The sequence below is a fragment of the Paraburkholderia sp. 40 genome, from assembly GCF_050434105.1.
GTDB classification, from domain to species: domain Bacteria; phylum Pseudomonadota; class Gammaproteobacteria; order Burkholderiales; family Burkholderiaceae; genus Paraburkholderia; species Paraburkholderia tuberum.
The window spans coordinates 846,422-869,485 of record NZ_JBNPVY010000003.1 but is presented as its reverse complement, the minus strand read 5'-3'; the positions used below and the strand labels follow the sequence as shown (position 1 = coordinate 869,485).

The following is a 23,064-nucleotide window of genomic DNA, read 5'->3' as shown; positions in this document are numbered from 1 at the left end:
CAGATGGAGGTTGCAATGAGCAGTCTTTCCGGCGAACTGGCGGTTGCTTCGCAGAGAGCCAGCTTCGAAACCCTATCCGATGCGTGGGCCCACGCATTCGGCTGCATCGAAAAGCTGACTGAGCTGAACCTGCGGGCGGCTAAATCGACGCTCTCCGAAAATCAGGCAATCATCAGCACGGCGTTGTCAACCAAAGACCCGCAGCAGCTGTTCGCATTGCAGGCAAAGCGGGCGCAAGCCGTCATGGAAGAAGCACAGTCGTACTGGCGGCATTTGTACAACATCATGTTCAACGCCCAGGCCGAACTGGCCAGGAGTGCTGAGGCCCAGTTCAGGCGGCAACAGCGGAATACCCAAGCGCTTATTGACAAGGTCTCAAACAATGCACCGGCGGGAAGCGAAGCCGCTGTGAGTGCGTTGCAATCAGCTGTTACGGCGGTCAGTGAGGCGACGAGCGCAACGATTGAAACCAGCAAGAGGGCCGCCGAAGAAGCACGCGGAATTCCCGAAAACAACGGTGAGGCAGCAGCTTCCGCCTCAAACAAGGCGACCAGACAGGCCGTTGAACAAGCCAAAGCTGCCACAAAAAAATAGGTATTGGTTGACATGTAAATGCTGGAAACGGTTTGACTCTCGTGCCTTCGACCTCGCTATTACATCGGAACAGTCGTGACGAGCGGCGCAGGCACCGCGTTTGGGCGTGAGGGTCCCGAGCCCGTTGGCGGCTTCAGTCGAACGGTATGCGAGTGGACGCACGCGCATCGTGAGCGCCCCTTGGCAAGGCAATGCGCAGGCGTCAGTTGACGGATGCCTGTCGCCTAGGCGTGTGGCTTTGGAACGCTTGAGTCGTATGCATGGAAACTTGCACCTACGGTTCTTAGGGGGAGGCGTAGCGGCGACGCTGCGACCTTACTCGTTCCCGGCAAGTGTTGTATGTACGCGAGTCACTCCCTATGAATCGCTATCAAGCAGGGCTCTTTTAAAACGGCCACAGACGAGGTGTCAACAATGGGCTCCGGCACTATCGCGCCGCGTCGAATGAACATCTCTTCGACTGCTCGGCGCGATGGGGTGGCCCGCGGGGGAAGGAACCAGTGCGCCTCCGCAAGGACACCGACACTGAGCTTCTTGCGCGCAGCGAGCTTGAACCTTCGACTCGCAATGAGAGTGGCACGCTGGGTGTAAAGAACCTCCTGCGGGCTTCTGTTCCTCCGGGCTGGTGGCTATGGGGGTCTCCGGTTGAGCAAGGAGTATTCCGCAATTCTGTCTCTGCTCGAGATGTGTCGCCCAGGCTGGTTGCCAGTCGCTCCAGACGAACTGACGTCCTGCAGCCTCTGCCCAGTAGGTCGTTATCGAAACGGGCGGCCTCAAATTTGAAGTGCAACACCTGTTTCGTATAAGGTGTTGCGATGCACGAAAGAACTCAGTATCAACAACTTCAGCCTGAAGAGCGCCTGATCATTGCAAGTCTGCATCTGCAGGGTTCGAGTATCCGGGCCATGGCCCGGATACTCGGTCGCTCGCCAGCCACCGTTAGCCGTGAACTGGCGCGAAACAGCTTGCCTGCTGGCTACGCGTCCGTGTCGGCTGAAGCGCTCAGTGCCGCACGCCGCAGCGCGGGTCGCCGCCCCCCAAAGCTTTGCCTGCAAAGCGTCTGCTGGCGCATCGTTCTCACTCTGCTCGAGTGGAAATGGTCACCTCAGCAGATATCGGGCACACTGAAGCGTATGTATCCGACCGACCCGACCCAGCAGGTTTCGCACGAAACCATCTACACGGCTATCTACGCCCAGCCGCGCGGCGAACTGCGCCGTCAGCTCATTGCGTGCTTGCGCCATGGCCACAGCACGCGCATGCCGCGTACACGGGGCACAGACCGGCGCGGACAGATTCCCGACATGGTCAGTATTCATGTGCGGCCGCCCGAAATCGAAGACCGACTGCTGCCTGGGCACTGGGAAGGCGACTTCATCAAGGGTGCCGGCAACCAGTCCTCGGTAGGCGTGCTGGTCGAACGGACCAGCCGTCTGGTGCTGCTTGCCAGGATGGAAGATGCCACCGCCGCTTCAGCGCTGGCCGGCTTCTCCGCCAAACTCAATTCGATTGTCGCGCCATTACGGCAGAGCTTCACCTACGACCAGGGCAAAGAAATGTCGCGGCATCAAGAACTCACCGCCGCAACCGGCGTGAAGGTGTACTTCTGCGACCCGCACAGTCCCTGGCAACGCGGCACTTGCGAAAACACCAACGGGCTGCTGCGCCAGTATCTGCCCAAAGGCACGGACCTTCCGGTCTACAGTCAGGACGAACTTGACGCTATCGCCGACAGTCTGAACAGCCGACCTCGTGCAACTCTGAGGTTGACCCGGTTCGACGGACGGATTTGCAGCCTGCGATTTGATGCGATCTAACCTCCGTTGAGTGTTGAGTCGCGGGTTGTCCACGGGCGGGCGGCGGGTCGCCTCTCACGACCATGACGCTGCCCGCCGGTGGACAACCCGCAAGGCGATACGGTTTGCCTTTTAACGTTGAGGTTTTCGAATTCAAGCGGCGAACGATAGCCAATGCCGCTGTGTAAGCGGCGTACGTTGTACCAGCCCTCCAGGAACCAGAAGATGCGTTGCCGGGCCTGTTCACGAGTCGCAAAGAGTTCTCGCGAGAGTAGCTCCGCTTCAAGCGTGCCGAAGAACGATTCGCACATCGCGTTGTCGTACGCGTCGCCGGCCGTCCCCATCGACGGTTGCACACCGGCTTCGCGGCAGCGCCGTCCGAATGCAATAGAGGTGTATTGGCATCCCTGGTCCGAATGTAGAATTACGCCCTCGTGGCGTCGCTGCAGCAACGCCATATCGAGTGCGCGCAGCATCAGTTCGGTGTACAGATGGCTTGACATCGCCCAGCCTACAATTCGGCGACTGAACACGTCGAGGACTACGGCCAGATACAGAAACCCCTCGCCAGTCGGGATGTAGGTGGCGTCCGCCACCCACAGCATGTTTGTCGCCTCCGCGCAGAAGTGCCGACGCACCAGATCCGGAGCGCGCCGAGCCCCCGCGCGTTGCCGCGTGGTGTGTGGCCAGCGCCGCCGGCTCGCACCATGCAGGCCGGCCAGGTGCATCAGACGTGCGACCCGCTTGCATCCCACATGCACGCCTTCCCACGCGAGCTGCGCATGGATACGTGGCGCCCCATATGTGCCGCGTGAATTCGCATGCAGCGTGCGGATGCGCTCGAGCAGTTGCGCATCGCTACACGAGCGTTTCGATGGCTCACGCACCAGCCATGCGTAGTAGCCGCTCGCGGAGACCCTGAGCAGCCGTGCCATCGTGGCAATGGGCCACCTGGCCCGGTTCGCTCTCATGAATCCGTACCGCCCTTCGGCGGAACGGCTCCCGTCTCCCTCGCGAACCAGGCCGCGGCCTGCGAGAGAATGTCCCTTTCCATCTTCAGTTGCCGGTTCTCGCGACGCAACCGTGTGAGTTCCTGCCGCTCGGCCGTGGTCAGCCCGTCGTGACGCACACCCGCATCGCGATCGGCCTGCGCGACCCAGTTGTTGATCGTCTGTTCGGTCGGCTCGAACTCGCGCGCCAGATCCTCAGGCGTTCTTCCGGCCTTAACCAGCTCGACCATGTGAGCCCGGAATTCCACAGGGTATGGGGTACGATGCCTGCCCATTTTCGACACCTCCTGATCAAAAGCATAGGTGTCCGTTTTCGCGGGTCAACTTCACTCATGCCTTCCATTCGCCGTTCGAGGTCTTCGCCGCGACCCTTGCTTCAGCAAGTCAACCTCAAGGCTCCAAACATTAAACCCGCTGTTGCGCTTCACTCTTGAAACCGCCTGGGCAATCTGCTCGTCGAGCCTCACCAACCCGTTCCATTGCTCGCGCAACGTATCGATCAGCGCCGCGGGTAGACGCTCTGCGATCCGCTCGAATACGGCCGATATCTCCTTGTCCAGCTTCGCTCGGCTCTTGCTCATCACCTCGCCGTATTCCGCGCAGTCCGTTGCTCTGCATCGTGCGGAACTTCACTAGCTGCTCGCGCATGCGGTGCAGCGCCATCATCGCCTGCTGCATTTCCGTTTTCACTGCCACTGGCTTGCCCGGCTGCTGCACTGCCAGCCAAATCGCTCGGGCGTCCGCTGCATCGTTCTTGTTCCGTATGTTGAAAGCCTTAACGAATTCCGCCGGCATCAACCGGACCTCGTGACCGAGCTTCATCAGGTGTCTAGCCCAGTGGTGGGCTCCGCCACACGCTTCCATCCCGATCAGACACGGAGCCCGGTTCACGAAATGCTCAAGGAACTTGGCCCGCCTGATTGGCTTGTTCACGATCTCGCCGGTTGCCTGATCGACGTAACGCACCTGGAACACGTTCTTGGCGATGTCTACACCGACTGCCATACTGTTCATCGTGAATCCTCCGGTTGCTGGGGAAATGCGTGCATTTTCCACCTGGGCACTTCGATGCCGTTGGCTCGTGAGGATTCACCTCGTTTCTCTGCTCTCACGGTTTCGGGTGGGACGCGTTCATTTCATTCTCACGCGGCAGCCTGGTTCGCGAGGGAGACGGGATCCATTCCACCGAAGGGCGGTACGGGTTCATGAGAGCGAACCGGGCCCGCTGGCCCATTGCGATGATGGCGCGGCTGCTCGGCGTCTCGACGAGCGGCTATTACACGTGGCTGGTGCGTGAGCCCGCGATGCACACACGCAGCGATGCGCAACTGCTCTCGCGCATCCGCACGCTACATGCGAGCTCGCGCGGCACGTATGGGGCACCGCGTATCCATGCGCAGCTCGCGCGCGAAGGCGTACACGTGGGGCGCAAGCGGGTGGCGCGCCTCATGCGTATGGCGGGTCTGTGCGGGGCAAGCCGGCGGCGCTGGCCGCGCACCACACGGCCACGCGCAGGCGCCCGGCGTGCGCCTGATCTGGTGCGCCGGCACTTCAGTGCCGACGCGACAAACGTGCTGTGGGTCGCAGATGCGACCTATGTACCCACGGGCGAAGGATTCCTCTATCTGGCGGTCGTGCCGGATGTGTTCAGCCGTCGCATCATCGGCTGGGCGATGTCCAGCCATCTGGATACCGAACTGATGTTACGCGCGCTGGACATGGCGTTGCAGCAACGACGCCATGACGGTGTGATTCTACATTCCGATCAAGGCTGTCAATACACGTCCATTGCCTTTGGACGGCGCTGCCACGAAGCAGGCGTACAGCCGTCGATGGGCACGGCCGGCGATGCCTATGACAACGCGATGTGCGAGTCGTTCTTCGGCACACTCGAAGCCGAACTGCTCTGTCGCGAACACTTCGCGACTCACGAACAGGCACGGCAGCGTCTGTTCTCGTTTCTGGAGAGCTGGTACAACATACGCCGCCTGCACAGCAGCATCGGCTACTGTTCGCCGCTCGAGGTCGAAAACCTGCGTGCGCAAGGTCAAAGCTTATCGACGCGCGGGTTGTCCACCGCCAGGCAGCGTCGTGGTCGTGACAGGCGACCCGCCGCCCGACCGTGGACAACCCGCATTTCAACCTTATCGGGAGGTGCCACACCGAATTAAAACTCAACTGCAAATCTATCCGTCGAACCGGGTCAACCTCAGGGGTCCTGCGAGTTGAAAATTTCAATGTCGCAACGTTGACAACTTTATTGCGTTCTACGCCTGCGGACCCGCTCACGCTGCCAGCGCGTAAGCACGCATCGCAGGCCGTGCCGATGAGGGCGGGAAGACGCACCACAATCCATCATCATGACGGAAAAAGAAGAGTGTCAGCGAGCCCGTGTCGCGCAACGACTCAACCCGTACGCAACGACCGTGGCCCGACTTCGCACTACCGTACCGAGTCAGGCGAACCGGCACGGACGGAGTTGGCGCAACCCATTTTTCGATGAGCCAACGCAACGATTTCTCATGGGTATCCATCACTACTGCTCCTTCAACCAACTTGCCGTTGATGCCGCCCGTCTGTCTGCGATGTTTTATTGGTCTCATGACCAAATACTAGAGGTCAAATGACCAATATTCAAGCTCATTTTTTGAAAGGGAGAGTACTGGTAAATAAGATGATCTAGTGCCCGTGAAGTAACTACTACATTGCAGCTCTGCGCCTAAGGCTTGCCTAACGGTCATTCTGTCTATGCTTAATTGGTTTTTTGACCTACGATGAATAGGTCATGTGACAGAGAGCGATAGCCGCGAGGGCTTGCAATCGATACTGAAGGAATGGAGCGGGGATGAAGGACATCACCATTACATCGGCACAGATGCTTGGCACGGATTCAGCGACTGAGCTCAAGCATCGAGGCAATAGAGTGACGCGCGTGCCGGAGATCATCGAAGTTTCGATGCACGTCTTCGCGACCTTGGGGAACGCGGGGTTCACCCAACGCAAGGTCGCGAGCGATGCGGGCATTCGCTTGAGTACATTGCAGCATTACTTCGGTACTCGGGAAGACCTGCTAAGAGCCACGCTGAAGGCAATGGCGGACCGCTACATCGAGCTTTTTCGCGCCCTTGCGAAAGACAAGCTGCTATCGCCTGAAGCCCGCCTCGATGCGATCATGGATGAGACGTTCGCCGGCATCATGGCACCCGATGCCAGAACCGCCGCATTCGCTCTCGAACACTGGAGTCTCGCTGAGCGTGAGGATTTTGCGCGCAAGCTTTCGGCGGAAATCACCGCTGAATTCCAGGACATATTCGCGGGCCTCGTTGCGAAAATCAACCCTGCGCTGACGTCGGGGGAATGTGCGCTTCGCGGCGCGCTGCTTGTATCGCAATTGCAAGGTTTGCTCGTTTTCCTTCGGCGCGCCGGGGACAACGCACCCGATCCGAACGCATTTCTGGCGGCGGCTAAAGTCGTTTGGAAGGCATTGAGCAAGGCGCCGCAGTAGCGTCTTGTTCGCTAGCGCCTGGCGAGTGTCGCCATCATTTCATTCAACTAGTACTACTGTATTAACAACTACGCGGTTCTCCGGCCGAAGTACGGGCACCGTTCAAGGCAAGCAAGTAAGGCGGCGGCAAGTTCCAATCGCAACGTTGTGATGGAAGGTTTTGTCGCGTTAACGCGGGAGAGGTAGTATTCGAGCCTGACAAATATGCTTTGGCTGGCCGATGAAGAAGACCCAAACACCGCGAAAGACGCTTGCTGCGGGCATCACCCGAGTGCTAAAGCGCCTTCACTATCCGCTCGATGTGATGTTGCTATGCGTGCGGTGGTACGTCGCCTACTCACTGAGTTTGCGTAATCTCGAAGAAATGATGGCCGAGCGCGGTATTGAGGTTGATCATTCCACGGTGCATCGTTGGGTGATCAAGTTGGTGCCGCTGTTCGAGAAGACGCTCCGTAAGCACAAGCAGCCGGTAGGCAAGAGCTGGCGGATGGACGAAACGTATATCAAAGTCAAAGGCCAGTGGCAGTACCTCTACCGGGCGGTGGACAAGGCGGGCCAAACCATCGATTTCCTGTTCAGAGCCAAGCGCGACAAGGTGGCAGCGCGGCGCTTCTTTGAAAAGTCGATCGCTCAGAACGGTGTACCCGAGACGGTAACCATGGATAAAAGCGGCTCTAATCCGGCTGCGTTGCACGCGGTGAACGCCGAGCGAGAGACGCCCATTACGATTCGTCAAGTCAAGTACCTGAATAACGTGGTCGAGCAGGACCATCGGGCCATCAAACGCATCACCCGACCGATGCTGGGCTTCAAGGATTTCCACTGCGCGCGCGTCATTCTAAGTGGCGTCGAATTAATGCACATGATCAAGAAAGGGCAGATGAAATGTCGGGGCGAGACTCCGCTGTCTCCCGCACAGCAGTTCTACTCGCTCGTTTCATAAGCAATCCTCCGCATATCACCGCTCCTTGACCCGTTGACCTTACTGCGACAGAGCCCTAAATGGATACGACGATGTAAGCGAAGCCACCCGGGCGCGAGTCAGGCAGGCCGCCCAGGAACTCGGCTATCACGCCGACCCCACGGCTCGCAGGCTTGCCACAGGCCGTGCGGAGGCCGTGGGACTGGTGTATCCATTCGGTGCCAATGCGCTCGACGACCCCAGGTTCGGCGAAGTCGTCGCTGGCGTGACGGAGGGTCTGGGAGCAGGCGGCTTGGACCTTTTCATTGTTTCGGCGCGGCCGAATGCGGAACTCGAAACGTACCGGCGCCTCGTCGACGGCAAGCTGGTGGATGGTCTGATCGTGGCGCGCACGCTGGTAGATGATCCGCGCGTCCGGTTTCTCCAGGAGCGCGACTTCCCGTTCATCGCGTACGGACGTACAAACAGCGAGCAGCCATACGGATGGTTCGACTTCGACAACGAGGCGGGTGCTCGCGCGGCGACTCAACGCCTGATCGGCTTCGGGCATCGAAGAATCGGCATGGTGAGCGCGCCACTGACGCTCAACTTCGCGGCGCAACGGCGCGCGGGGTTTTTGACGGCTCTGCGCGAGGCCGGCATCGAACCCGAGGCGCAACTGGTGATCGAATGCCCTTTCGACAGAACGGGCGGCTACGAAGCGGTCCGGAGCCTGCTCAAGCTCGCCGAACCGCTGTCGGCTGTGCTGGTCGATAACAATATCGCTGGAACGGGCGCATTCCGGGCGATCGGCGACAGCGGCAAAACAGTCGGCGCGGATCTCTCCCTGATCGTCTACGACGGCGTACCAGCCGACGTCGCGTTCCCTCGCACGGTGATGGCGGTCGTGCAGCCGACCGGGCACGCGTCCGGCGAGGCGATCGCGGAACTGATCCTCGGCGCCATATCCGGCCGCGGACCGTGTGCGCACCGCCTCGTGCAACCCCGCATCGAACCAGGCGACACGGACGGGCCGCCCCGCTAACCGAACATCACAAAGCGCATCGCTGGGTCCAAGGGGGCAATCTTCGAAGGACGGTTGATCGCCGTGTGCGGTGTCATCGGCAGCGGCAAGACGATGATGCTGCGCCGGCTTCAGCAGGCGCTCGAGGATCTATCACGCCCGGTGTGAGCACAAGCCGCGGCACGCAGAAGGGCCGTTCTTTTCAAACCTGCTCGAAGCTGTCGGCGATCATGATCCGAACGCGGGCACCAACCCCGCGAAACGCATGCGGCTTTCGCTGCGGATCCGGTGCGCGCGCTGGCAGCGGGACGGTTCTGCTCTTTTGCGATGAAGCCCAACGCTACAACGAAAACGAATACGAGTGGCTGAGGGATGTACACGATGCACTCGACCGCCAGCAGATCAAGCTGTTTACGTTCCTCGTTGGTCAGCAGGAGTTGCTCACTCAGAAGAGCGCGCTGCAGATCACCGGCAAGACGCAGATCGTCGCGCGCCTGATGGTCGAGGAACTTGCTTTCCATGTCATCCGCAATGCCGGAGATGTCGCCACGTGTCTGAACGGTTACGACCAGACCGCCTATCCGGAGGGGCGCAGTGGAGCTTCACGAGGTTTTATCTGCCACAGGCGTTCGATGCTGGTTATCGACTTGTCAGCGATGCGGCCGTACTGTGGAATCCGTTCGAGGCCGCGCATCACAAGGCGACGCTGCCTGGCCGCCTCGAGATCCCGATGGAATCGTTCACGCGGGCCGTCGAGGTCGTACTCAAGGATAGCGAACTCAGGGATGCTCCGGGGTATTGTCCGGACCCATCGTTATGGGCACACACCGTGCGCCGCTCCGGTTATGTCCAGTCGCGCCATGCAACCGGCCGTGTGCTCGTCCACGCATAAGGAGGCGCCCGCGCTTATTGCGCCGCGTTTCCCGATCCTCAATCTCGACGAGCGACGACTGACCCCGGCATTGGGCTTCATATTCGATGCAAGGTGGCTGTTGCCTGGTGAATCGATCGTATCGATCCTGTGGAAGTTCGCGCGTGCAAATGGGCTGCCCGGGCACGCACTGGTCCGGCTAATGGGTGTGGACATTGACCCGTATGAAGGCGTTGAGCCGATACGTGATGCCGTTGATCTGAAGCATCTGAGGCGCATGCTGCTACTGCCCGGCAAGGTGTTGCGCGCTTCACTCCTTGAATCCGGCCAGCGGGGACGGCATCACCCGGTTTTCCGGTATTGCAGGCAATGCACATCACTTGGTCATCACAGCGTGACGTATCAGATGTTTAGTGAAAGCCGCTGTCCCGCTCACCGACAGAAGCTTGAGACGAAATGCCAGCATTGCGGGCAGGAGACACCCTACATCCTCAACGCGAGTCTTGTGGGCTCTCCGTATCGTTGTGCGCGCTGCGGCGCGCTTTACGCGATCCGATCTCCTCCAGCTTTTGCAACGAAGCCAGCGATGCGCAAAGAGCATCGCATTGCCATCGCGCGACATTTCCACAATCGCATGGCCGGCAGCTTTTGCCTTGATAGTGACGATCACGACCTGTAGCTCGCGGGCTCGGGTGGCAGGGGCGGGTGCGCGAGAAGCTTCCAATGATCGACGCCCCAAAACGGTCCTGTGCGATGCGTGAAACCGGGTGTTGACGACTTTACTTCGTTTTGGGTGACGAGTTTACTTCGCTCTACGCCGCGGGAACATCGCGTATCCTGCAATCGTGACGGAGCGACGTAGTTCCACCCGGCACCACGCCGGCTCCGCGCGGACAGTTGAATAGAGGAGGCTGGCGATGAACGCTGTATCGAAGGCAACGAATCTGCTCGCGAAACTCGGAATAGCGGTACCGATCATTCAGGCGCCGATGGCCGTTTGGGCTACACCGGCGCTGGCCGCAGCGGTGTCCAATGCAGGCGCGCTCGGCTCCATCGGTCTCGGCCCAATGACGGTGGACAGCGCGCGTGCGCTCATTCGCGAGACACGTTCGCTGACGGACCGGCCATTCAACGTGAATGTGTTCTGTCACGTTCCTCCAGGCGTCGATCTGGAACGCGAGGCACGTTGGCTTGCCTATCTGAAACCGCATTTCGCACGCTACGGCGCTCGGCCCCCGACGACCTTCGGCCGTGGCTTCGCAAGCTTCCTCGATGACGACGCAATGCTGGCGATGTTATTGCAGGAGCGTCCAGGTGTTGTCAGCTTCCATTTCGGCTTGCCTGCACCGGCAAAGATCGCCGCACTTCACGACGCCGGTATCGTGCTGATGGCGACGGCGACCAGCCTGGACGAAGCTGAACGCATTGCCGCTGCCGGAATCGACGCAGTCGTCGCGCAAGGTGTTGAGGCAGGCGGACACCGCGGCGTGTTTGATCCAGGGTCGTCGGATGAAGGTCTCGGAACGATGCCGCTTGTCCGATTGCTGGTGCGCGAAACGCCGGTTCCGGTGATTGCTGCGGGCGGAATCATGGACGGGGCAGGTATCGCAGCCGCGCTCGCTCTCGGCGCGCAGGCGGCCCAATTGGGAACGGCTTTCCTGACCACGTTCGAGTCTGCTGCGGATTCAGCCGACCGGGCCGCGCTCCTGTCTCCCCAAAGCCGCACGACATTCACGAACGTGATCTCGGGCAGGCCCGCCCGGGCCATCGAGAATCAATTCACGAAACTCGGGCAAGATCCCGGTTGTCCGCCAGTACCCGATTTTCCGTTGGCTTTCGTCGCAGGCAAAGCGCTCGACGCTGCAGCGCAAGCACATGGCACATGCGAATTCGCGGCACGATGGGCTGGGCAGGGAGTACGCCTCTCGAGAGCTATGCCGGCTGCGGATCTGGTCGCGACGCTTGTGCGCGAAACAGTCGATGCAGTCAAATCGTTATCGGTCAACCTCGCATCACTTCCGCATTCTTGAGCCCCAACTCGAACTGCGCTGAGGAATCGAAAGAATGATAGCGAGCATCGCGTCGCCGGCAAAGATCGTTAAGGCTTGTTCGATGCCTGCCATCGCCCGCAGGAATGTGAATGCCTCCGCGCGTGCCGGCAGGCGTCGAATAAGCCCGATGGAGGAAACCGCGGAGTGCTCCGCTGTGGTCGGAACTCGCCGCTATGGCGATTGATAGGTCGGGATGTTCAGCGATGTCGGATGCGGTGCGGCCACGCGGGATGCCGGACGGGCGCTGACGCCGTAGCGAAGCGGCGCTGTCGTGCAATCACGATGGTGATGCGCACGCGGGAGGCGCCTTTCGAAGCGCCAGGCGCGAACGTCCGCTCGTGGGCCGCGTTGCCGCAAAGCCGACGGTCGGTTCAGATATCGGGGAAACGTTGTGCTCATGTCTGACCCCGGCACATCGGCGGTGCGCGGATCGGGGCGCTGCGCTCGAGGATGTCGACGACGATCATCGGTGCGCCGCAGTGCCGGCAGATGAAGACGGAACAGGCGTGAGAGCACGCGCACCGGCAGGAAGAAGCCGGGCCGGCAGGCGATCCAGCGCTCACCGTCAGGTGACAGGCCGCCGCCGGGGACGATGCCGTGCACGTGTGGATGATGCGTGAGCGCCGAACCCCAGGTGTGCAGCACGAGCGTGGCGCCGATCTGGGCGCCGAGGTGCCTGGGATCCGCGGCGATGGTACGCAGCGTGTCGGCGGCGATGTCCAACAGCAGGCCGTAGATGACCCGCTTGTTGTACCAGGCGATCGCGCTGATCGCGGCGGGCAGTGTGAAGACGACGTGGAAGTACTCGACGGGCAGCAGGTCAGCCTGGCGCGCCTCGAGCCAGCGGTGGGCGGCGCCGGCCTGGCACTTCGGGCAATGCCGGTCCCGGCACGAGTTGAAGGACACCCCTGTCCTTGCGCAGCCGGAACAGCGCAGCACATGTCCGCCCAGTGCCGCCGTGCGGCACCGTTCGATGGCCGACATGACCTTCAGCTGCCCCAGGCTCAGGTGTGCCGTGGCTCGCCACGCAGGCCCGTGGCTGCGGAAGATGTCCGCAACCTCCAGCATGAGGCGCTACAGCGCGCGGGCCTACTCGGAGGGCAAACGGTCCAGCGGACTGGTGACCTCGTGCAGCAGGTCGGTGGCCACCTGGACGTAGAGCGCGGTGTTCTCGAGCTTCGCATGGCCGAGCCTCCTGGAGCAGTGGACGGAATACCCGGTCGGGCATCTCCATCCTGCTCCTGGTGGCCTCCCCGCCAGTTCGCTGTGGTTCGGGCATCGGGCAACCGCACGAGGCGAACGCCAGGCACTGACTCTTGCTCTCCCCCCCCACTACCGCGCGAGCGGTTTAGTGTACGCCCGTGATGGCGTGCTATCTGCGGGGTGTAAGTCCCCGTCGGAGTTGGCCACAGCTCCGTAGCTGAAGGTAACTGCGTCGTCGTGAGGCGGGGTGGGGAGTAACCGGAAGCGAACTGTCGGTCCGTAGGTTAACGAACCTGTTTCGGCGGGGTATGGCGGCGAGCCTGCACTAAAGTGGCGAAGCCTGGAAACAACACAGCACGCTGTCGTGGCGGACAAAGCGGTGCGGTGGCGTACCACGTGGTTGAGGACGGAACGATGGGACGGTAGTGCGAAGCAAGCGGGGAGACCTGTCAGCGAGGTGAACGCTGGCAGGAGTCAGAGTCCCGATAGTACTGCACACGGCAGCGTCAAGCCGTGGAGACCTGCGTCAGAGCAAAAGGCGCACTAGGGAAGCGGGGCAGGAAAGTTGATAGCAAAAGACCGGAAGGAAGCAGAGGTGAAGATCGAAGCATCGCCAGTGTCGGAAACGACTAAACAAGATGCAGACGCGCCGGGAAGCTGCGTGCAGCGGAAATTCGCGTCGGCTTCAATCTGGACGGACGCTATGTTGGCTGCTCTACAAAACGGAGTTAAAGGAGGCAAATGGCACAGTCTGATCGACAAGGTGTTTCGCCTGGAGACGCTCGCGCTGGGATGGGCTCAGGTCGAGAAGAACGCCGGGGCGGCGGGAGTGGACCGCATGAGCGTGAAGCGATTCGCGCAAGCGCGGGACCGATACCTCGCTGAACTGGCGCATGCATTGCAGGATGGTAGCTATCGCCCGCAGCCAGTGCGGCGCGTCTACATACCGAAAGGTAAAGGACGTCGTCCGCTCGGTATACCCGCTGTAAAGGATCGCGTCGTTCAGGCGGCCCTGAGGCTGGTGATCGAGCCGATCTTTGAGCATGAGTTCGAGCCGAGAAGCTACGGCTTTCGCCCGGGCCTAGGCTGCAAGGATGCGCTGCGCGAAGTGGATCGGCATGTGAAAGCGGGCTACTGCTGGGTGGTCGATGCTGACCTGCAAAGCTATTTTGACTCGATTCCACACTCACCTCTTCTTGCAAGAGTGGCCGGGCGAATCTCGGACGGCCGGGTTCTGGAACTCATCCAGTCCTTTCTCAAGCAGGACATCATGGAAGACATGACGCGTTGGACGCCGACTTCCGGCAGTCCTCAAGGGGCGGTTGTCAGCCCCTTGTTGGCAAATCTGTACCTGCACGAGCTTGACGTGGAAATGCGCGAAGCCGGGCTGGTAATGGTGCGCTACGCGGATGACGCCGTGGTGTTATGCCGCACGCGCGAGGAAGCGGAAGCTGCGCTCACTCGCATGCGGGCCTGGGTGAATGCGAACGGCTTGACACTGCATCCGGACAAAACCCACGTTGGGGATTGCCGGCTGGAAGGTCAAGGGTTCGAGTTTCTGGGCTACCGGTTCGAAGCCGGCGAGCGTTGGGTGCGCAAGAAGAGTCTCATGGGGCTGCGGGACAAAATCCGCGCCCTGACCAGACGTAACAGGGGCGATTCGATCGAGGGCATCGTTGCGTCGATCAACCCGATCCTGCGCGGCTGGTTCGGCTATTTCCAGAATGCCCACCGATACACCTTCTCGTCGGTCGACGGCTTTGTTCGCCGCCGTCTGCGAGCGATCCTGCGCCGACAGTTACACCGTCCGGGTCAAGGTAAATGCTTGCGCGATCACACCCGATGGCCAAACGCCTTCTTCGCTAATCTTGGGCTGTTCACGATGTCCGAGGCTCATCGATTGGTGCGCCAATCCCGATGTGGAAACAACTGACTGGAGAGCCCGTCGCGGGAAAACTGCACACCGGGTTCGGAGGGAGGGGACGGCGATCGCCGTTTCCTACCCCTATCCTGCGGCCAATTCCTGCCGGTCGTGGCTTGAGTTGGACCGCCCGTAAGCAGACATTCAATCGATGCCAGGCTTGGGAACCTGCTCAATTGTCCGCCCGCACGATGAACCCTCCTTGACAAAACGGAATCAGTTTATTAATGTACATTAACTATTTCGTCGATTGAACCACTGGAGGCCGCCGTGTGGACAGCTGTGCGAAATCAACTGATCGGTCTTGTGTTCACAGTCAAAGAGCGCCGAATCTGGCTCAAGCGCCGGCTGGCGGGACTGACCCGACCGCAGGTCGGTGCACTTGACCACGTCACTATCCCGGTGCGCGATTTGCCCCTGGCTCAGCGGTTCTATTGCGACATCCTCGGCGCCCACTATTTCATGACAGTGGACGATGAGACGTTAAGGCGCTTCGGTCGTCCGCCCGCCCTGCGCGGCGGGGAAGGCGCGCACCATATCTCGGTCTTCCTGGGCGGCAAGACCAGGGTGGATTTGTTCCTGCAGCACTCGGGACAGCCGTCGCCGACCGCTGGCCATCCGCACATCGCGTTTCACGTTCCGCCGCGGCAATTGCTGATGTGGAAGGCAAAGATCGAAGCCCATGGAATACCGACCGAAGGTCCCCTGCAGCTCGGACCGCCAGGGCAGGCTTCGCTGTATTTCAACGATCCATTCGGCAATCACCTCGAGCTCACGTGTTTCGGCTTTTCCAAGGCGGTGTCGATACGGCCTCCGGTGCCGGAGCGGCTTGCATGGGATGCCGTTCGGCTTCGCTGACCGCCACTCACGATTGGAAACGATGCTGAACCCCGCGGCGCTGGGCAATCTGGTGCAGGAATTCGTCAACCGCGTATCGCACACGCAGGGAAAGACGCTCGCGGTCCTGACGGACGCATCGGTGACCTTGCAGCAGGTATTGCTGCTGCGTCGGCTGGCGTCTACCCCTGATAGCACACCATCGGCGCTTGCCGAACAGATGCATATGTCGCTGCCCGCCGTGAGTCAGATGGTTGAGCGTCTATTTCAGCTCGATCTGGTGTCGCGCGTCGAATCACCCGACGACCGCCGGAAAAAGCAGTTGGCCGTCACGTCCAACGGAAGTGCCTTGCTCAAGCGGATCGCCGAGGCCCGCTCTGCCGACTATGCGGCGGGCATCGCGCCGCTCTCGCCCCGCGTCAGAGCGGCTCTAGCAAGGGTACTTGAAGACGTGCTGAAAGAGCTGTAGCAGGCCACCATAAGTGGGGGGATTTCGGCAAAGCCGCCGTTCGCGGCCGACCGAAATGGGTCGGTACGCGTCAGCTGGTTGAGGCGCGCGTCGGCGAGCAGCGCATGAACGCCGATGATCGCGGGAGGAGGGTCTCTTGTCGGCATGCGGAGAAAATCGGTTCCCCGGTTTTACCTTCGATGTCCGTGGGCTTGGTCCATCTGAGCAAACTGAGCAAACAACGTGAAGCTTCCGCCGACGTATTCCCGCCGACGTTAAATCGGTGCTCGCCGCCACGGGTTCTTCGAAAAGAGTTCGCAGCCAGACCCAACAGAGAGTAGACGGGCCTGGAACATGGCTAAGGATTGCGCGTTCAGCGTCCCCATACTCGTCGTTAAATGTCGGGTACTGCCGCTCAGTGCGTATCCTGCCTCACATTCCGTAGATTGTCGCGCACACGTCTGGTCACAAGGGAGGTTAGGTAAATAGGTACGACTGTGCGGATTTGAGGTGAACCGCACCGGGTGAGGCGCAGTTGGGAGCCGTTGCGGTCCGGACAATGTCGACAAAGACATATTGCGTTTGTGTGCGCTGCAGCAGTCTCATTTTTGATTCAACATTGTGAACCGGTATGCGGGTAAGCCCTTGAATGTTGATCAGAAAGTGTTCTTCAACTGGAGTGCGACCGGCATGAAAATGATATTTGCTGCTCTGCACAAATGCGCCATACTATTCACCAACGGAACGGATACGCAGCACGCATGCGCTCGGGCGGCAGCATGGTGGAGGCGGCAGCTTCCGATCGTCAATGGCGAGCTATGCAGGCGGTATGCGCGAAGAAGCTTCGAACCATTTTCGTCGATCAACCGGGAGGCGGACATGCTGACTTTGGCCGAATTGCAAAGCACGCTGCAAATCGAGTACGAACTGCAGCTCGAAGCGATGGACGAGCAGACATTGCGTGGGCTGCTCACGGATCCGATTGCACTCAACGCACTGGTGCCGGCTTTTATGAGCTTTGCGGAGGGGCGCCGGATAGCGGAAGCAACACTTGTACAACTGCTCGCTCGCGAGCCGTCGAACGCCGAACGGGGCATTCCGCATGAGGCCGCGCCCCTTTGGGCGCAGTGGCTCAAACCATTCTGGATGCTGCCGCTCTTCGGTGCACGCAAGGGCGAGTAAAGGCGCTCGGCCGACCCGATCAACGCCGAATGGAATTGCGCTGGACCACGCATACCGATATCGCGACCGCCCAAGCGGCAGAGGCCGGCCAGGAAGCGTCACTCGCCCACATGATCGTTCGGCCGTTCAGACGTCCGATTCACCCGGCGGATTCAACCGGTCGATGCAATAGTTCGATGGAATCGTTCAGCCGGTGTCTCGTAATCCAGGGTCTTTCGTGGTCGCTCGTTCAGCCGTCGTGCCACGGCGTTGAGTTTGGCCTGTGAGTAGACCGACAGGTCGATGCTTTTCGGAAAGTACTGTCTTAACAGGCCGTTGGTATTTTCATTCGAGCCGCGTTGCCAGGGGTGTTTGGGATCGCAGAAATACACGGCAATGTCGGTGGCGATGGTGAACCGTTTATGGTCCGCCATCTCTGTTCCCCGATCCCACGTAAGCGATTTATAGCGTTCCTGAGGCAGCTTTCCAGCGTGTTTGATGAGCGCATTGGCAACCGATTCACTGTCCTTGCTCGCGATCTTCACCAGCATCACATAGCGCGTCTGACGCTCTACAAGCGTTGCAATCTGGCTACCGCCACTGCCACACAGGAGATCGCCTTCCCAGTGTCCCGGCACCGCACGGTCTTCCACGGTGGCGGGGCGTTCACGGATTGATACCGCCTCACGGATCCTGCCGTGATCGTCCGTTTTCTGGGTGTGATGGCGCGAGCGACGCATGGCCCGGGTGCGCCGTAGATGCTCCAGCAGTTCTTTCTTCAGTGCACCCCGTGCCTGAATGAAAAGACTGCGGTAGATGGTCTCGTGTGACACGTGGTAGTCCTCGTTGCCTGGCCAGGCGCGTTTGAGCCATCCAGCAATCTGCTGGGGCGACCACTGCAACTGGAGCTTGTCGGCCACGATATGGGCCAGCGTCCGGTGCTCGACCAGTTTGCAGACTTTCGGGCGCAGCGACCGATCCCATGCCAGCTGGTCGGCGTGGCTGGCCCGATAGCCGCCCTGCCCACTGTTGCGCTTGATCTCGCGACAGATCGTGGACGGTGATCGCGACAGTCGCCGGGCGACTGACTGAATCGAATCACCCGCGACGAGGCCTCGCGAAATCTCCTCGCGTTCGGCAAGCGTCAGCGCCAGCCTGGATCGCTGGCGGGGTGCAGGCTGGATTCCTCCAGTTTGCGCCAGAATTCCCTGTACTGACGAGTGATTGCGCTCAAATAGCTGGGCGATGTGCTGCAACGACTCGCCTTGACGCCAGCGTTCCCACATCAATGCCTTCTGGCTTTCGCTGTAATAGATCCGGCGCCTCTGTTTCATTTGCAACACTCCCGCCGCTCATGCGACGTTCATTGTGTTGCATCGACCGGTTGAATCCGCCCCAGCAAGCGGCCATTCCATTCGCGAGGATGAACGTTGCTTCATCGGCCATTCCGGACACTCGTGCGTGGTTGCTAATCTGCGTGGTCGCTAATCGCACTCTCTTGTCGGCTTTGCGGAACCGCCAGCCTATTCGAGCGATCGAGCGATCGGCCCGGACGAGACTCTCGGTCTCGACACGCCGAAGTGGACGATGGTGGATGATCTGACTTACGTTGTTCAGGCGAATCATCTGCCATGGAGCAACGGTGCGCGGGCAATCTGTGGTTCCTCGGTTGGGCCACGTTCGCCGTGACGCAAGGACAGTTGCTCGCCAAGGTCCCTTGCTCCTGAGAGCCGATAGGCGTTCGGATTCGGCAAGATAAATTACGGAAGAGATGTTGCTTTATCTGGAAATGCCTCTATTTTTAAAGTGGCCGATCGGTCGGAGATGGTTCCGGGCAGTCATCGTGCTTGGAACACCCATGAGTGCGTCTCTGTTGCGACGACTACAAAGTGGCGCGCGTCTCACCTGTAATAACTCTCGTCCAGTTCAAGGTTATGACGCTGGAGCGTTAGGGTGTGGGTGACCGTTTAACACATTACCACCGGCCAGGAGCACGACGTGAAGGCACCCTGCAGCATGTCCAGTCAGGCCCTCGCGCTCATCGAGCGGACCAGGTCAGGGCCAATGAGAAAGAAGGCTAGTGCTGCTCATCTCGGCAACGCGCTGTCAAGGCGGAGTCGTTTCGTGGCGATGCTGTTCTGCCATCTTGGCCGAGTCCATTCCCTGCATGAAAACGAAGCGAAGGCCCGTCGAGTCACGTTGGTGCTTGCGGCTTGCCGGACAGTGCTGGCGTGCACGATCCCCAATTTCGTCTCCCATCTACCTCACAACCGCATCAGATCAGGCCATGGCTGTAGGGACTTCGGCGGCTTTGGAGACCAATGACCTGAAACGAGACTGCAGGAGGTCATGAAATGGAAGTCAAGTCACTCATCGCTTATCAAGGACCCAATATTCATGCCCATTTCCCGGTCATTCGGTACACCATCGATCTGGGGGTGCTTGAAGAGTGGCCAACCGGGCGCCTCGGCCAAGGCTTCATCGATCGTCTCCTTGGCTATCTGCCCGGCCTTCGGGAACATGGCTGTTCCTATCAAGCCCCCGGTGGGTTCGTGCGGCGCATGGTCGAAGGCGAAGGAACGTGGCTGGGCCATGTCATGGAGCACGTAGCGATCGAACTGCAGAAGGTGGCAGGCTCGGATGTGAGTTTTGGCAAGACGCGCGCCGCCGGGCCGCGCGGGCATTACGACATAGTCTACGAATACCTGGACGAGGATGTCGGTCGGCAAGCCGGAGACCTTTCCCTGGCCCTGCTCGAGCACCTGCTTCCTGAAGACCTGAAGCTGAAGCCGGAGCGGAACTTCGATGACGCTTTCGACTTTGAACATGAACTGGATGAACTCATCCGTTATGCGCGGGGTTGCGACGTGGGACCTAGCACTGCCGCATTGGTGAGCGCCGCCATGAAGCGCTCGATTCCATGGACGCGCCTAAACCGCGGCAGCCTGATACGGCTCGGCTGCGGCCGCTTCCAGAAAAGCATCAAGGCGACGCTCACCAGCGAGACCCGTCAGATCGCGGTAGACCTGGCTTCGGACAAGGCGGAGACCAACCGGATCCTGCGTGACGCGGGCCTGCCGGTGCCGAGGCAGCGCAAGGTCTATAGCGCCCGCGACGCCGTCCATAGTGCCGAACAGATCGGCTATCCCGTTGTGATCAAGCCATTGGACTCCAATCACGGGCAGGGTGTATCGGTTCAGGTTACAACCCCGGAGCGGGTGGAGCTCGCTTTTGAGAGGGCTCAGGAGTACAGCGAGGCAGTGCTCGTCGAAAGCTATATACCGGGGTCTGATTACCGCATGCTGGTCGTCAATGATCAATTGTTGGCGGTTGCCAGACGCATCCCCGCACATGTGTCAGGTGACGGTGTTCACACCATCGAGGAGTTGGTGGACGAGATTAACGAGGATCCACGCCGGGGTGCGGGACATGAAAACGTGCTCACCCGCGTGGAGCTCGACGGCGTGGCAGAACGCTTCCTTGCTGACAAGGGTTATGGTCGCACGACGGTGCCTGTGGCGGGCGAGATCGTCTACTTGTGTGCCACCGCCAACCTTTCCACCGGCGGCACCGCCATCGATGTTACCGATAACGTGCACCCGGACAACCGGGAGATGGCCGTCCGGGCCATCAGGGCCATCGGCCTGGACGTCGGGGGAGCTGATTTCATTACCACGGATATCTCCGCGCCATATCGTGAGACCGGCGGGGCCATGTGCGAGGTGAATGCTTGCCCGGGTCTACGGATGCATCTGGCGCCCACTGAAGGAACGCCCAGGGACGTTGCCGGTCCCATCATCGATATGCTGTTTCCACCCGGTGCTCCAAGCACCATTCCCATTGCCAGCATTACCGGCACCAATGGCAAGACCACCACCTCGCGCATGCTCGCTCATATCTTGAAACTGGCGGGGTACACGGTGGGTTTGGGCACCACCGACGGCATCTATGTCGACGGACGGTTGACTGTGAAGGGTGACATGACCGGAATAACGTCCGCCCGCATGATTCTTGCGGACCCCGCCGTGGATGCCGCCGTACTGGAGACGGCCCGGGGCGGCCTGCTGCGGCGGGGTCTGGGCTATCCGGAATGCAGCGTGGCGGGCTGCCTCAATGTGACCGCCGATCACCTAGGCCTGCGCGGGGTCGAAACGGTGGAGCAAATGGCGGAGGTCAAGCGCATCGTCGTCGAGGTGGCGAAGGAGATGGCCGTCCTCAACGCTGACGACGCCTTGTGCCTGAAGATGGCGGATCATAGTCACGCAAACCGCCTGGGCTACGTGACCATGAACGCGGCTCACCCCTTGGTAAATGAGCACGTCCAGGCGGGCGGCGTGGCGGTCGTGCTGGAGGAAGAGATAAACGGCAACATGGTCTGCCTGTGGGACAGCGGTCACCGTTTTCCTTTGTTGTGGACTCACGTGATCCCGGCCACGGTGCAGGGGCTCGCATTCCACAATGTGCAGAACGCGATGTTCGCTGCAGCCCTCGCCCACGGCCTCGGAATCGATCTCGAGAGCATCCGCCGTGGCCTGCGCACCTTTGATAACACCTTCCTCCAGACCCCCGGCCGCCTGAACATCTACGATCAGCATCCCTTCAGGGTGATTTTGGACTATGCCCATAACCCCGCGGCCGTGAAAACCATGTGCGGTCTGGTAGACCGGTTGGGAGCCGAGCGTGCGAAGATCGTTTCGCTGACGGTTCCCGGCGACCGCCGTGACGAGGACATCCTGGAGATCGGCCGTATCGCGGCGGGACACTTTGAGCACTACATTTGTCACAGGGACAGTGACTCGCGTGGGCGGGATCACCTTGAAGTGCCGGAAATGCTGCGAGAGTCACTACGCAAGAATGGAGTCGGGGCAGAGCAGATCGAGGTCATAGCCGATGAGCAGACGGCGAATCAGTCGGCGCTCGAAATGGCCGGGCCTGGCGACTTGCTCCTCTTGTTGAGCGAAGACTACACACGTGCCTGGGAGCAGATCGTGCGTTTCAGGCCAGACGCGCAAACAGGGCACGCCATTGAGAGAAGGCCGACCCCAGTCAAGATCCGTCAAGACGACCTGGGCGGGTTCGGGTGGGACAGTAGTAGCATGGAGATCATTCGTGACGAGCGCGGCGTGCGGTTGGCGCGAGAGATTGAAGACTGAATGACTGTTCGCCGTGGTTACGACGACCTGCCAGGCGGTCGCAAGCGGACCTGGTGACAGGGCTCCAGGGCGGATGAAGCGTGAGGTCCATCCTTCATGGAGTTCAATACCTTGGAGAGTCAAAATGGATGAGAAACAGAGATTTCTTCTCTACAACGATAACGACGCCACGCTGGATGCCTCCTCGAAGCGGAGGGTGGCCGTCGAAATCGCCCTGGACCTGATACGTCATGAAGCAATGAGCGGGTCTTCGCGCAATCCCCTGGATTCAAATCTAAGGCATCTCTCGGACTTTGCCGATTTTATTCAAGAGGCCTTGAGAGGTGGTGAGCAAGAAGACTTGAGAGGCAGTGAGCGAGAGGACCTGAGAGACAGGGAGCGAGACGACCTGAGAGACAGGGAGCGGGAAAACCTGAGAGGCAGGGAGCGGGAAACGTCGAGAGGCCGACAGCATTAGCGATCTTGGTGCGCTTGAGCGCAGAAGGCGCAGCGCACACCCTCAAGGAGCTCTGTTGCGGTTTCAAGCGCCGCCTCCGACAAGACTTGGAGAGAATGGGTCGGGCGTATGCCCGGCCCATGCCTCACCGAT

The 23,064-nt window shown here is 60.3% G+C and carries 13 protein-coding genes and 6 pseudogenes; 15 read left to right on the top strand and 4 right to left on the bottom strand.

What is annotated here, in order from left to right:
• Positions 1 to 15 precede the first annotated feature (15 nt).
• The gene (locus OKW28_RS19410; protein ID WP_429448100.1) at positions 16 to 594 is read left to right on the top strand and encodes a phasin family protein; all 579 of its coding nucleotides are present in this window, start codon (positions 16 to 18) and stop codon (positions 592 to 594) included.
• An 815-nt stretch (positions 595 to 1,409) separates the two neighbouring features.
• Positions 1,410 to 2,354 (top strand): annotated as a pseudogene (locus tag OKW28_RS19405) (IS30 family transposase); the annotation flags it as partial.
• A 182-nt stretch (positions 2,355 to 2,536) separates the two neighbouring features.
• Here the strand turns inward: OKW28_RS19405 and OKW28_RS19400 are convergent.
• Together OKW28_RS19400 and OKW28_RS19395 are read right to left on the bottom strand one after the other, a co-directional pair.
• Positions 2,537 to 3,675, bottom strand: a pseudogene (locus tag OKW28_RS19400) (IS3 family transposase); the annotation flags it as partial.
• Positions 3,676 to 3,822: 147 nt separating this feature from the next.
• Positions 3,823 to 4,414 (bottom strand): annotated as a pseudogene (locus OKW28_RS19395) (IS110 family transposase); the annotation flags it as partial.
• A 191-nt stretch (positions 4,415 to 4,605) separates the two neighbouring features.
• On the opposite strand from OKW28_RS19395, the gene OKW28_RS19390 reads away from it, so the two are divergent.
• From OKW28_RS19390 to OKW28_RS19360, 7 genes and pseudogenes are all read left to right on the top strand, one after another.
• The gene (locus OKW28_RS19390; protein WP_429448098.1) at positions 4,606 to 5,571 is read left to right on the top strand and encodes an IS3 family transposase; all 966 of its coding nucleotides are present in this window, start codon (positions 4,606 to 4,608) and stop codon (positions 5,569 to 5,571) included.
• A gap of 674 nt (positions 5,572 to 6,245) precedes the next feature.
• Positions 6,246 to 6,905 carry a TetR/AcrR family transcriptional regulator gene (locus OKW28_RS19385; RefSeq protein ID WP_429448096.1) on the top strand — a complete coding sequence of 220 codons (660 nt, stop codon included), beginning with the start codon at positions 6,246 to 6,248 and terminating at the stop codon, positions 6,903 to 6,905.
• 220 nt (positions 6,906 to 7,125) lie between these two features.
• The gene (locus OKW28_RS19380) at positions 7,126 to 7,848 is read left to right on the top strand and encodes an IS6 family transposase (protein ID WP_429448094.1); all 723 of its coding nucleotides are present in this window, start codon (positions 7,126 to 7,128) and stop codon (positions 7,846 to 7,848) included.
• Between the two features lie 49 nt (positions 7,849 to 7,897).
• Positions 7,898 to 8,851, top strand: a pseudogene (locus tag OKW28_RS19375) (substrate-binding domain-containing protein); the annotation flags it as partial.
• A 130-nt stretch (positions 8,852 to 8,981) separates the two neighbouring features.
• Positions 8,982 to 9,722, top strand: a pseudogene (locus OKW28_RS19370) (ATP-binding protein); the annotation flags it as partial.
• On the top strand, positions 9,691 to 10,380 hold the full coding sequence (locus OKW28_RS19365) for a hypothetical protein (protein WP_429448092.1): 690 nt from the start codon (positions 9,691 to 9,693) through the stop codon (positions 10,378 to 10,380). The pseudogene OKW28_RS19370 and the gene OKW28_RS19365, both read left to right, overlap by 32 nt.
• A 238-nt stretch (positions 10,381 to 10,618) precedes the next feature.
• Positions 10,619 to 11,731: an NAD(P)H-dependent flavin oxidoreductase gene (locus OKW28_RS19360; RefSeq protein WP_429448090.1), complete on the top strand. Its 1,113-nt coding sequence runs from the start codon at positions 10,619 to 10,621 to the stop codon at positions 11,729 to 11,731.
• Between the two features lie 492 nt (positions 11,732 to 12,223).
• Here OKW28_RS19360 and OKW28_RS19355 read toward each other — a convergent pair.
• Positions 12,224 to 12,820 (bottom strand): annotated as a pseudogene (locus OKW28_RS19355) (IS91 family transposase); the annotation flags it as partial.
• Between the two features lie 730 nt (positions 12,821 to 13,550).
• On the opposite strand from OKW28_RS19355, the gene ltrA reads away from it, so the two are divergent.
• The 4 genes from ltrA (at position 13,551) to OKW28_RS19335 (ending at position 17,343) form a co-directional block, all read left to right on the top strand.
• Positions 13,551 to 14,888: a group II intron reverse transcriptase/maturase gene (gene ltrA / locus OKW28_RS19350; RefSeq protein ID WP_429448072.1), complete on the top strand. Its 1,338-nt coding sequence runs from the start codon at positions 13,551 to 13,553 to the stop codon at positions 14,886 to 14,888.
• A gap of 258 nt (positions 14,889 to 15,146) precedes the next feature.
• Positions 15,147 to 15,734 (top strand): VOC family protein, encoded by a 588-nt coding sequence (locus OKW28_RS19345; protein WP_429448088.1) that lies wholly within the window; start codon positions 15,147 to 15,149, stop codon positions 15,732 to 15,734.
• Positions 15,735 to 15,756: 22 nt separating this feature from the next.
• On the top strand, positions 15,757 to 16,182 hold the full coding sequence (locus OKW28_RS19340) for a MarR family winged helix-turn-helix transcriptional regulator (RefSeq protein ID WP_429448086.1): 426 nt from the start codon (positions 15,757 to 15,759) through the stop codon (positions 16,180 to 16,182).
• A 624-nt stretch (positions 16,183 to 16,806) separates the two neighbouring features.
• Positions 16,807 to 17,343 (top strand): hypothetical protein, encoded by a 537-nt coding sequence (locus tag OKW28_RS19335; protein ID WP_429448084.1) that lies wholly within the window; start codon positions 16,807 to 16,809, stop codon positions 17,341 to 17,343.
• A 152-nt stretch (positions 17,344 to 17,495) separates the two neighbouring features.
• On the opposite strand, the gene OKW28_RS19330 is transcribed toward OKW28_RS19335, so the two are convergent.
• Positions 17,496 to 18,656 carry an IS30 family transposase gene (locus tag OKW28_RS19330; protein ID WP_429448082.1) on the bottom strand — a complete coding sequence of 387 codons (1,161 nt, stop codon included), beginning with the start codon at positions 18,654 to 18,656 and terminating at the stop codon, positions 17,496 to 17,498.
• Between the two features lie 1,020 nt (positions 18,657 to 19,676).
• On the opposite strand from OKW28_RS19330, the gene cphA reads away from it, so the two are divergent.
• Positions 19,677 to 22,475 (top strand): cyanophycin synthetase, encoded by a 2,799-nt coding sequence (cphA, locus tag OKW28_RS19325; protein WP_429448080.1) that lies wholly within the window; start codon positions 19,677 to 19,679, stop codon positions 22,473 to 22,475.
• Between the two features lie 124 nt (positions 22,476 to 22,599).
• Complete coding sequence (locus OKW28_RS19320; protein ID WP_429448078.1) at positions 22,600 to 22,932, top strand: hypothetical protein; 333 nt, start codon at positions 22,600 to 22,602, stop codon at positions 22,930 to 22,932.
• Positions 22,933 to 23,064: the final 132 nt, after the last annotated feature.

What these genes read in the sequence shown, in the direction of transcription:
- cphA (WP_429448080.1), top strand. Translation starts at nt 19,677, where the DNA reads ATGGAAGTCAAGTCACTCATCGCTTATCAAGGACCCAATATTCATGCC.
- OKW28_RS19340 (WP_429448086.1), top strand. Translation starts at nt 15,757, where the DNA reads ATGCTGAACCCCGCGGCGCTGGGCAATCTGGTGCAGGAATTCGTCAAC.
- OKW28_RS19360 (WP_429448090.1), top strand. Translation starts at nt 10,619, where the DNA reads ATGAACGCTGTATCGAAGGCAACGAATCTGCTCGCGAAACTCGGAATA.
- OKW28_RS19385 (WP_429448096.1), top strand. Translation starts at nt 6,246, where the DNA reads ATGAAGGACATCACCATTACATCGGCACAGATGCTTGGCACGGATTCA.
- OKW28_RS19410 (WP_429448100.1), top strand. Translation starts at nt 16, where the DNA reads ATGAGCAGTCTTTCCGGCGAACTGGCGGTTGCTTCGCAGAGAGCCAGC.
- OKW28_RS19380 (WP_429448094.1), top strand. Translation starts at nt 7,126, where the DNA reads ATGAAGAAGACCCAAACACCGCGAAAGACGCTTGCTGCGGGCATCACC.
- OKW28_RS19365 (WP_429448092.1), top strand. Translation starts at nt 9,691, where the DNA reads ATGCAACCGGCCGTGTGCTCGTCCACGCATAAGGAGGCGCCCGCGCTT.
- OKW28_RS19320 (WP_429448078.1), top strand. Translation starts at nt 22,600, where the DNA reads ATGGATGAGAAACAGAGATTTCTTCTCTACAACGATAACGACGCCACG.
- OKW28_RS19330 (WP_429448082.1), bottom strand. Translation starts at nt 18,656, where the DNA reads ATGAAACAGAGGCGCCGGATCTATTACAGCGAAAGCCAGAAGGCATTG.
- OKW28_RS19390 (WP_429448098.1), top strand. Translation starts at nt 4,606, where the DNA reads ATGAGAGCGAACCGGGCCCGCTGGCCCATTGCGATGATGGCGCGGCTG.